Origin of the sequence: Ilumatobacter nonamiensis YM16-303, from assembly GCF_000350145.1 — a bacterium.
Lineage (GTDB): Bacteria > Actinomycetota > Acidimicrobiia > Acidimicrobiales > Ilumatobacteraceae > Ilumatobacter_A > Ilumatobacter_A nonamiensis.
Map to the genome: position 1 here is coordinate 1 of NZ_BAOL01000044.1, position 9,756 is coordinate 9,756.

Annotated in this window: 12 protein-coding genes; 7 read left to right on the forward strand and 5 right to left on the reverse strand. The window is 67.8% G+C overall.

Annotated elements, in window-relative coordinates:
- A partial coding sequence (locus ON45_RS05700; RefSeq protein ID WP_040492638.1) for an aminotransferase class III-fold pyridoxal phosphate-dependent enzyme occupies positions 1–216 on the reverse strand: 216 nt, incomplete at its 3' end.
- A gap of 157 nt (positions 217–373) precedes the next feature.
- On the opposite strand from ON45_RS05700, the gene aqpZ reads away from it, so the two are divergent.
- The 3 genes from aqpZ (at position 374) to ON45_RS05715 (ending at position 2,623) form a co-directional block, all read left to right on the forward strand.
- The gene (aqpZ, locus tag ON45_RS05705) at positions 374–1,141 is read left to right on the forward strand and encodes an aquaporin Z (protein WP_040492639.1); all 768 of its coding nucleotides are present in this window, start codon (positions 374–376) and stop codon (positions 1,139–1,141) included.
- 15 nt (positions 1,142–1,156) lie between these two features.
- On the forward strand, positions 1,157–2,041 hold the full coding sequence (locus tag ON45_RS05710) for a carbohydrate kinase family protein (protein WP_040492640.1): 885 nt from the start codon (positions 1,157–1,159) through the stop codon (positions 2,039–2,041).
- Positions 2,042–2,131: 90 nt separating this feature from the next.
- Positions 2,132–2,623 (forward strand): Crp/Fnr family transcriptional regulator, encoded by a 492-nt coding sequence (locus ON45_RS05715; protein ID WP_040492641.1) that lies wholly within the window; start codon positions 2,132–2,134, stop codon positions 2,621–2,623.
- A gap of 9 nt (positions 2,624–2,632) precedes the next feature.
- Here ON45_RS05715 and ON45_RS05720 read toward each other — a convergent pair whose 3' ends face one another.
- The gene (locus ON45_RS05720; RefSeq protein WP_051062558.1) at positions 2,633–3,349 is read right to left on the reverse strand and encodes a metallophosphoesterase family protein; all 717 of its coding nucleotides are present in this window, start codon (positions 3,347–3,349) and stop codon (positions 2,633–2,635) included.
- A gap of 273 nt (positions 3,350–3,622) precedes the next feature.
- Positions 3,623–4,126, reverse strand: coding sequence for a peptidoglycan-binding domain-containing protein (locus tag ON45_RS05725; RefSeq protein WP_040492642.1), 504 nt, complete (start codon positions 4,124–4,126; stop codon positions 3,623–3,625).
- A gap of 87 nt (positions 4,127–4,213) precedes the next feature.
- Here ON45_RS05725 and ON45_RS05730 point away from each other — a divergent pair, with 87 nt between their 5' ends.
- Complete coding sequence (locus ON45_RS05730) at positions 4,214–4,846, forward strand: alpha-ketoglutarate-dependent dioxygenase AlkB (protein WP_040492653.1); 633 nt, start codon at positions 4,214–4,216, stop codon at positions 4,844–4,846.
- Between the two features lie 17 nt (positions 4,847–4,863).
- On the forward strand, positions 4,864–5,220 hold the full coding sequence (locus tag ON45_RS05735) for a SpoIIAA family protein (RefSeq protein WP_040492643.1): 357 nt from the start codon (positions 4,864–4,866) through the stop codon (positions 5,218–5,220).
- 19 nt (positions 5,221–5,239) lie between these two features.
- Here the strand turns inward: ON45_RS05735 and ON45_RS05740 are convergent, their stop codons facing one another.
- Positions 5,240–5,665, reverse strand: a complete 426-nt coding sequence (locus ON45_RS05740) for a VOC family protein (protein ID WP_040492645.1) — start codon at positions 5,663–5,665, stop codon at positions 5,240–5,242.
- A gap of 24 nt (positions 5,666–5,689) precedes the next feature.
- Entirely contained in the window at positions 5,690–6,124 is a 435-nt protein-coding gene (locus ON45_RS05745; RefSeq protein ID WP_241432154.1) for a PaaI family thioesterase, read from the reverse strand.
- Between the two features lie 68 nt (positions 6,125–6,192).
- Between ON45_RS05745 and ON45_RS05750 the strand changes: the two genes are divergently transcribed.
- Complete coding sequence (locus ON45_RS05750) at positions 6,193–7,419, forward strand: NAD(P)/FAD-dependent oxidoreductase (protein WP_040492647.1); 1,227 nt, start codon at positions 6,193–6,195, stop codon at positions 7,417–7,419.
- Positions 7,420–7,599: 180 nt separating this feature from the next.
- The coding region (gene lon, locus ON45_RS05755; RefSeq protein ID WP_040492649.1) for an endopeptidase La at positions 7,600–9,756 on the forward strand (2,157 nt) is incomplete at its 3' end.

The window sequence follows — 9,756 nt, forward strand, 5'->3', positions numbered from 1 at the left end:
CGCCTGCTCCTGGATCGCGGTGGTCACGGCGGGGTTGTTGTGGCCGACCATCGTGGTGAGCACACCGCCGAAGAAGTCGAGGAACTTGGCGCCTTCGACGTCCCAGACCCAACTGCCGTCGCCCCGCTCGATCGAGATCGGCTCGGCGTAGTACGGCGAGAGGAACGATGGCAGGACGCGGCGGTATTGAGCCAGCAGCTCGGCATTCGATGTCATCCGTCGAACGCTACGTCATCGCGTCCGGTCACGATGGTGTGATCACCGCGCGTCCATGGAGCGAGCACGCATGGTTCCGAGTCGTGACGGGTTCGCGACCCGACGCGTCGCCGGGGCTACTGTTCGGCACGCGGAACCCGACGAAAGAGGACACATCGTGAAGGCCGAAGACGTCAAAGCACTGGTTGCTGAGCTCGTGGGCACGTTCTGGCTCGTGCTCGGCGGTTGTGGAGCCGCCGTCCTCGCCTCCGACTTCGGGCTCGGCGGCAACGGCACCAGCCTCGGCATCGGTTTCCTCGGCGTCAGCCTGGCGTTCGGTCTCACCGTGGTGACGGGTGCGTACGCACTCGGCCACGTGTCCGGCGGCCATTTCAATCCGGCGATCACGCTCGGCCTCGTCGCGGGTGGCCGGTTCGCACCCGCCAAGGCAGTCGGCTACGTCATCGCCCAGGTGGTCGGCGGGATCGTCGCCGCGGCGGTGCTCTTCGGCATCGCCAGCGGACAGGACGGCTGGGAGAAGGGGACGTTCGCGGCGAACGGATACGACGAGTTCTCACCCGGTGGTTATGGGCTCGGCGCGGCGTTCCTCGCCGAGGTCGTGCTCACCGCCGTGTTCCTCGTCGTGATCATGGGCGTGACGTCGAAGAAGGCTGCTCCGGCAATGGGCGGACTCGCGATCGGCCTCACGCTGACGTTGATCCACCTCGTCTCGATCCCGGTCACGAACACCAGCGTCAACCCGGCCCGCTCCACGTCGCAGGCGATCTTCGCCGGTGCCGACCAGCTCGCTCAGCTGTGGCTCTTCTGGGTCGCCCCGATCCTCGGTGGCGTGCTCGGTGCACTTCTCCATCGGTACCTGATCGGCGACCCTGAAGACCTGATCGACACCGTCGAACTCGCGCAAGGTGACGAGACCCTCCGCTGAGTCGCGTGGCGTTCGGTGACCGCGCGGCTGTTGTGTGTCGGTGACCTGAACGCCGACATCACCGTCGCAGCACCGAGCGGGATCGCGGACGGTTCCGACACGGCGGGAACCGTCGCGATGTCGGGCGGAGGCTCGGCAGCCAACGTTGCGGCGTGGGCGGCCGAGTGCGGCTCTCCGTCCCGATTCGTCGGCGTGGTGGGAGCCGACGCGCTCGGTGACTTTCTCGCCGACGAGTTGGCGGGGCACGGTGTCGACGTTCGCGCGATCCGGCGCGACGATGCTCCGAGTCGGGCGATCGCGGCGATCGTCGGGAGCGACGGCAACCGCTCGATGGTGTCGTCACTCGACCCCGCGACGGTGCTCGCTCCCTCCGATGTGGCCCCCACCTGGTTCGACGACATCGGCTGGCTGCACCTGACCGGTTACACGTACCTCCAACCCACTGCGCGTGGGGCGTTCACGCGGTTGGTCGAGATCGCCGCCGAGGCGGGGATCCCGTGGTCGATCGATCCCTCGTCGGCCGCGATGCTGAACGACACCGAGCAACCGAGTGACGTGCTCGCAGCGTTCAGCGGAGCGGCGGTCATGTTCCCCAGCCACGACGAGGCGGCCTGGATGACCGGGGTGGCAGAGCCGACCGCTGCAGGTGAGCGGCTGCTGGACATCGCCGACACGGTCGTCGTCACCTGCGGCGACCGGGGAGCGGTCGTCGCCCGCCGCGATCGGGCCACGTTGCACGTCGATGCTGTTCCGGCGGACCTCGTCAACACCCTCGGCTGCGGTGACGCGTTCGCCGGCGGGTTCCTGGCCGGACGACTCGCCGGCGTGGACGACGCCGACTGCGCGGCCCAGGCCGTGCGCGTCGCCGCCCGCGTCGCGTCCATCGCCACGTCCCGCTGACCGCCCTCCAGGTCGTCGTTCGATGCCGAGACTCCGCGGGGTAGCGTTCGGCGTTCCGGGCCGCATCGAGCGGTCGCCCGAAAGGCTGATGTGAACGATCTCGACATCCTCGATCTGCTGAGCGACGGCGAGCCCGTCACGCTGGAGGACGGCGAGCGGATCCTCACCGACGGGCAGTCGTCCGATCAGTTGTTCGTGCTCGTCAGCGGAGCACTCGTGGTCGAACGACACGGGGTGCGCGTGGTGCAGATGGATGCACCGGGTTCGATCGTCGGCGAGGTCGGCTTGCTGTTGGATCAACCCGCCGGCGCCGACGTCATCGCCGTCGGACCCACCGTGGTCCGGCGAATCGACGGGCTCGACGAACTGCTCGAGCATTCGCCGGAGTTCATGGCGCATCTTGCCCGCACGCTCGCGCGGCGTCTGTTCCAGGTGACGAGCTACCTCACCGATCTCGAGGTGCAGTTCGCCGACAGCGGGACGACGCTCGGTCTCGTGCCGACCGTGCTGCAGGAGATCATGGACGGTTCGGGCCAGGAACTCGACGTCGGCTCCGAACGCGAGCCCGACAGCCCGTACTGACCGGCACGCTCACAGCGGAATCGTGCCGTTGCCCTCGAACGTCCACCAGTCGACCTCGTCGGTCGTCGTGTCGACGATCAGGTGGGCAGGAATCGGGCCCGGTTGACGGCCTGCGTTCAACACGAGCGTGTCGCCGATCCGATCGTGCCACGACCCGTCGGGACGGAAGGGTGCTTCGTGCACGTGCCCGGTCAACACGATGTCGGGTTGGTGCATGTCGATCAGTCCGTTGAGGACATCGTCGCCGTAGTGCCGATGTCCGGACCACGACGTCGGTGATCGGTCCGGTGGGGAGTGGTAGACCCAGATCCACCGTCCGGGTGGCCGCGATTCGGCGGCGGCAGCGAGTTGATGTTCCAGTTCTCCGCGAGTCGCGGGGCCTTCCCACCACGCGCAGGCGGTGATCATGTCGTCGCCCGATCGGAACGAATCGCCGTCGCGAGACACCCGGTGGTCGATGCGCGACAGCCAGATCGCTGCCTTCTCGCCGTCCTCGCGGCGGCCGATCAGGTCGTGGTTGCCGGAGTTGACGATCACCTTCGTCGTCTCGGCGAGGCGTCCGAGGAACGCGACCGTGAGCGCGACCTGGGCACTCATGTCCGCTCGTCCGGCTGCGTCGAGATGGTCGCCGGCGAGGATCACCGCATCGAAGTCGGCAGCTTGGTCGGCGATCCAATCGAGCTGCGGAAGTGCGTAGTGGAGATCGGACGCGACCAGATAGCGCATCGGCGGGACGCTACCGCTCGGGCGTCGGTGGCTCGGCGACCGGGTGCCTGTCGGTCGGAACGCGAAGAGGCCCGCTCGCGCAAGGGGGAGGAACGCGGCGGGCGACTTCTGCGGGGCGACGAACCGAGGGGTGCGCACCCGTTGGATCCGACGCTACGAGTGCGAAGGAATCCCCGACGTGTCGTCGAGGTGAACACTGAGCGCCGCGTTCGAGGGCCGACGCGGTCGCGTCGATCCGCGGCACTCGGCCGGCGGTTGCTGCGTCGGTGACGGTCAGCCTTCGGGGTTGACCGATTCGGCGGCGGCCGAGATCGAGCGCTCGGTCTGCGGGCCGACCAGCCCGTCGACGACGAGGCCGTATTCGCCTTGGAAGCGGAGGACCGCGCTGTTCGTCGCGCCATCGAAGACGCCGGTTGCCGAACCGGCCGGGAGATATCCGAGCGCGATCAGTTTGAGCTGGACCAGTTCGACCCGCGGGCCTTCGTCGCCCTGACGGATCAGCGTGACCGACCGCTCGGCGGTGGTGGGGGCGGAGGGTGCGAGCGACGTGGTCGGTGCGGCCGTCGTCGACGGCGCAACGGTGGTCGACGTCGTCGTGGTGGTCGTGGTCGTCGACGAGGGAGCGGTCGGCGGCTCCCTCGTCGTCGGAGTGGTGTCGGTCACGGCAGCCCCGGGCACCGCGACGCCCTCGGAGCCGTCCGAGCAGGAAACGGCCAGGAGCGACGTGACGACGATGGCGGCGGATGCCAGTCTGGAGCGGGTGATCGATGGGCGCATTCCTGACCACATCGTGTCAGATCGTCGGCTCGACGCGGCGTCAAACGGGACTTGACGACGACGGCTCCGTTCGCGAGGATCGAACACATGTTCCGTCAGGCTTCACTCTTCGGATCGGACGATCCCTGCTTCGACCCGTCGTTCTCGGAGGCATCGCGTAGCGCGCTGTCCGGGTCCTCGTGGATCGAGTACGTCCCTGGGTGGCTCGACGGAGCCGACTCGCTGTTCGACGATCTGATGGACCGCCTCGAGTTCCGGCAGCGGACGGGCGTGCCGATGTACGACCGCCTCGTCGACGAGCCGCGTCTCACGTCCTGGTGGAACGAGGCGGAGTCGAACGAGGCGCCACTTCCCGTGCTGGCCGACGCCCGTTGGGCACTCGCCGATCGCTATGACCGTCATTTCGACTCGATCGGCTTCAATCTGTATCGCGACCAGAACGATTCGGTGGCGTGGCATGCCGATCGACATCGGCACCGCGTGAGTGACCCGGTGGTCGCGATCCTCAGTGTCGGCGAGAGCCGACCGTTCCAGATGCGGCGCGTGAGCGACCCGGAGCACGGCGAGGTCGGTGGCGCCTCACTCACCTGGGGCCTCGGCCACGGTGATCTGTTGGTGATGGGCGGTGCATGTCAGCACGAGTGGCAGCACTGTGTGCCGAAGCGCCGCAGGCACGCGGGTCCGCGGATGTCGATCACGTTCCGTCACGACGCGCGCTGAGCGCCTACGCTGCGCCGGTGCTCGAACCCATCGACGACCTTCCCGACGGCGTTTTCGGCCTCCATGCCGTCGGCAGCTTCACCACCGACGACTTCTCCACGGTCATCGAGCCCGAGGTGGATGCCGTCGTCGAGCGTCACGAGAAGCTTCGCCTGGTTCTCCACCTCGGCGATCGTTTCGACGGTTTCGGTGAGGGCGCGTGGGGTGAGCTCACCGACGAACTCCGTCACATCCACTTCCACAAGGGTGCGGTCGTGACCGACGACGGTCACCTGTCGTCCGCGATCAACGTGCTCAAGTGGACGTTGCACGGCCACGTCCGCACGTTCCACAACCGAGAGCTCGACGCCGCGATCCACTGGGTGTCGACCTAGGTCGACGGCAGCGTCGTCGTCAGGTGGCGAAGACCTGGTCGTCGTGAGCGAAGGCCTTGAACTCGAGCGCGTTGCCGGAGGGGTCGAGGAAGAACATCGTCGACTGCTCGCCCACCTCGCCCGCGAACCGTGTGTGCGGTTCGATCACGAAATCGATCCCGGCGTCGGTGAGTCGGGTGGCGAGTTCCTGCCACTGCTGCGGTTCGAGGAGGACGCCGAAATGAGGAACCGGAACCTCGTCACCGTCGACCGGATTGGTGAGCTGCACGCGCTCCGTCGCCGAGGAGTCGAGGTGCGCGACGAACTGATGGCCGAAGAGGTCGAAGTCGACCCACGTGTCGGCCGACCGTCCTTCGGGGCAGCCGAGCAGCCCGCCGTAGAACTCGCGGGCAGCAGGGAGGTCGTGCACGGGCACGGCGAGATGGAATCGGGGATGACCGGACATGGCCCCAGTCTTCCAGCGGATCGATCAGAGCGGCATCGCGTAGGTGCCCTGGGCGACCGAGGTGGGCTTGTGTTCGCGATCGTCGCACCAGACGCGGACGGTGCCCACGACGTTGCGTCGTCCGGCGGATTCCACGGTCGCACGCGCCCAGAGCACGGAGCCCTGCGCGGGTCGCAGGTAGCGGATCGACAGTTCCGACGTCATCGCCATCGGTTCGATCCGGCCGGTTGCCGCGAACACCATGTACCAGAGCGCAGCGTCGGCCAGACCGAACTGGGTCGGGCCGGACACGAAGCCACCGGGGCGCAACATCGAGTCGTCGACGGGACGCTGAGCGAGCGCGAAACCCGGGCCGATCTCGGCGCACGTGTTGCCGGTTCCGGGGAAGAGTTCCTCGATCATCGCGTTGACCTGGTCGGCAGTCGGCAGCGTGATGTCGGAACGATCGTCGGTGGTCACCGGATCGACCGTACCGGTCGTCGCGGACGGAGGCGAAGGCGGCGCCGACGGTGTGCCATGTTGGCGGGATGAAGATGGAACGTGTCGTCGTCGTTGGTGCATCGCTGGCCGGGTTGCGCGCCGCGGAAACTCTGCGGACCGAAGGGTTCGACGGCGAGGTGATCGTGGTCGGGGCCGAGGTGCACCGTCCTTACGATCGGCCGCCATTGTCGAAGAAACTCCTCGCGGGTGAGTGGGAGCCCGAGCGGATCCACCTCCGCCAACCCGACTCGTTCGACGATCTCGACGTGGAATGGCGGCTCGGTGTGGTCGCCGCCGGACTGGAGGCCGACTCGGGGGTGCTGCATCTGACCGACGGCACCGACGTCGAGTTCGACGGCTGCATCATTGCGACGGGTGCATCGTGCCGGCGTCTTCCCGATCAAGGTCGACACGCCCACGTCCACGAGCTGCGCACGCTCGACGACTCGCTGCGCCTGCGCGCCGAGTTGGCCGAGGGGAACCACCATGTCGTCGTGATCGGTGCCGGTTTCATCGGGCTCGAGGTCGCCGCGACGGCGAAGCAGCTCGGGAACGAGGTGACCGTGCTCGAAGGGGCGCCCGCCCCGCTGATCCGTGGACTCGGCGCCGAGATGGGCACGGCGATCGGTGCGATGCACGTCGCACGGGGTGTCGACGTCCGCTGCGACGTCGACGTCGAACGTCTCGACGAGGCGGGCGTGCTGTTGTCGGACGGCGAGCTGGTCGAATCGGACGTGGTCGTCGTCGGGATCGGCGTCGTTCCGAACACGGCGTGGCTCGATGGCAGTGGCCTCGAGATCCGCGACGGTGTGGTGTGCGACGAGACGCTCAACGCACGTCGAGCCGACGGCGAGCTCCGGCCGGGTGTGTACGCCGCGGGTGACGTGCTGCGGTGGCCGAACGCGCTGTTCGGCGAGGAGATGCGCGTCGAACACTGGACGAACGCGGCCGAACAGGGAGCCGCAGCGGCGAAGAACCTGCTCGCCGTGAGCCGCGGTGAGGAACCCGTTCCGTACGCGCCGGTGCCGTTCTTCTGGAGCGACCAGTTCGACGTCCGGGTGCAGTTTCTCGGTCGTGCGTCGGCCGACGACGAGGTCGTCGTCGCGACCGGTGCGGTCGAGGACGACAAGTTCCTTGCCTTGTACCGAAACGGTGACCGGCTCCACGGAGCACTCGGCGTGAACGCCCCACGGTGGGTGATGAAGATGCGTGGCACACTCGCCGCCGGCGCCTCGTGGGACGAAGCGCTCGAGGTCGCCGCCACGTTCGAGTAGTCCGCCCGCCCTCCCGCCGCTCTTTCTCGGTTTGTGTGACCGAATCCGCGTCCGTTGGCGGTTTCGGTCACACAAACCAGTCGTCGGCGCCGTGTCGACCGGGATTGAGCCGCGTATTCCCGATTCGGGTGTGAATCTTGAGTGGGTGTGACTCAGAGTTGCTGCTCGTACCGTGTACCCATGTCTGAGCAGACCACCATCCAGTCCTCCACCACGATCCGTCTTCCGCTCGCCCACCTTCCGGCCGCCGTGCTCCCCGGAGCCACGGTCACGCTCACCTTGGCCACCGACGAACTCCGGCGGGCCGTCGAGGCGGCCGTCGGCGAGACCGATGGTCGGATCGCACTGACCGGTGGGGACGAGCGCGATCTCGCGGTCATCGCCCGGGTCCCGAACGTCGGCAACCTGCCGACGGGGGAATCGGCCGCCATCGTGCAGGTCGAGCGACGAGCGCGCGTCACCTCGATCCAAACCGGCGATGCCGGCACGTCGTTCGCGCTGGTCGAGCCGGTGATCGACGGGGTCGTGTCCACGAGTGTCGAAGCCGCCACCCGTGAGCTGCGTGCCACGCTCGAACTGATCGCGGAGCTGCGCAACTCGCGTCGACTCCCCGAACTGCTCCGCACCATCGAGACGCCCGGACGCCTCGCCGACGCGGTGGCGTTGTGGGCCGAGTTCTCCGACGACGACCGGCTGCGCGTGCTGCAGGCCGTCGACGTGTCCGACCGGGTCGACGCGATCCACAGCTGGGCGCGGAGTCACCTCAACGAGCTGCAGGTCGCCGAGACCATCCGGAACGACGTCAGCGAGGGGATGGACAAGCAGCAGCGCGAGTTCATGCTCCGCCAGCAGCTGAACGCGATCCGCAAGGAACTCGGCGAGGGCAACGACGACGTGGTCGGTGAGTACCGGACGAAGCTGGACGAGCTCGATGCTCCCGATGGAGTGAAGACGTTCGTGTCGAAGGAACTCGATCGCTTCGAGCGGATGAGTGAACAGTCGCCCGAACACGGGTGGGTCCGCACCTGGCTCGACCGGATCTTCGAGATGCCATGGGGCGAGCGCAGCGCCGACACCCTCGACCTCGATGTGGCGCAGGAGATCCTCGACGCCGACCACTACGGCCTCGACGACGTCAAGGAACGCATCATCGAGTTCCTCGCCGCCCGCAAGCTCCGCCACGACCGCGGCCTCGACTCACGACCGGCCGGCGACAGAAACCCCGCCCGCGACGGGAGCGCCGGCGACCGAGCATGGCGTCACGACCGACCAGACTCGAGTGGCGACGAGTTGCTCCGAGGTCGTGACACTCAGCGCGGCGAGGGGCAGGTGCTGACACTCGTCGGTCCCCCCGGGGTCGGGAAGACGTCGCTGGGTGAATCGATCGCTCGGGCGATGGGGCGGTCGTTCGTCCGCGTGGCGCTCGGCGGGATCCGTGACGAGGCCGAGATCCGTGGTCACCGGCGCACCTATGTCGGTTCGCAGCCGGGTCGCATCGTGAAGGCGTTGCAGGAAGCCGGGACGATGAACCCGGTGATCCTCCTCGACGAGGTCGACAAGCTGACCGCCGGCGGCTGGTCGGGCGATCCGACAGCCGCGCTGCTCGAAGTGCTCGACCCCGCGCAGAACCACACCTTCCGCGATCACTACCTCGAGGTGGATCTCGATCTGTCCGAAGTGGTGTTCATCGCCACCGCGAACGTCGCCGACACGATCCCCGGTCCGCTGCTCGATCGGATGGACCTCATCCGCCTCGATGGCTACACCGAGGCCGAGAAGGTGTTCATCGCGAACCGCTACCTCCTCCCGCGCCAGATCGAACGGGCGGGGCTCGCGACCGACGAAGTCGTGCTCGACGACGACGTGATCGGTTCCATCATCCGCGGGTACACACGCGAGGCGGGCGTGCGCTCGCTGGAACGCGAGCTCGCGCGTCTCGTCCGAAAGGTGACCGCGAAGGTCGCCACCGGAACGGAGACGCCGATCGACATCGAGTCCGACGAACTGCGGGATTGGCTCGGGCGGACGAAGGTCGACGACGAGGTGGTCGCACGGACAGCAGCGCCTGGAGTGGCGACCGGACTCGCAGTCACCGGCGTGGGAGGTGACGTGTTGTTCGTCGAGACGACGGCATTCCCGACCGGACCCGACAGCGAGCCGGGGCTCACCCTGACGGGTCAGTTGGGCGACGTGATGAAGGAGTCGGCGCAGATCGCGTTGAACTACGTACGCAGCCACGCGGACGAGCTCGGTCTGGACGACGCGGCGCTGCGGCGACGTTTCCACGTCCACGTTCCTGCCGGTGCGGTGCCCAAGGACGGGCCGTCCGCGGGAATC

What these genes read in the sequence shown, in the direction of transcription:
- ON45_RS05720 (WP_051062558.1), bottom strand. Translation starts at nt 3,349, where the DNA reads ATGCGCTATCTGGTCGCGTCCGATCTCCACTACGCACTTCCGCAGCTC.
- ON45_RS05725 (WP_040492642.1), bottom strand. Translation starts at nt 4,126, where the DNA reads ATGCGCCCATCGATCACCCGCTCCAGACTGGCATCCGCCGCCATCGTC.
- ON45_RS05730 (WP_040492653.1), top strand. Translation starts at nt 4,214, where the DNA reads ATGTTCCGTCAGGCTTCACTCTTCGGATCGGACGATCCCTGCTTCGAC.
- ON45_RS05740 (WP_040492645.1), bottom strand. Translation starts at nt 5,665, where the DNA reads ATGTCCGGTCATCCCCGATTCCATCTCGCCGTGCCCGTGCACGACCTC.
- ON45_RS05750 (WP_040492647.1), top strand. Translation starts at nt 6,193, where the DNA reads ATGAAGATGGAACGTGTCGTCGTCGTTGGTGCATCGCTGGCCGGGTTG.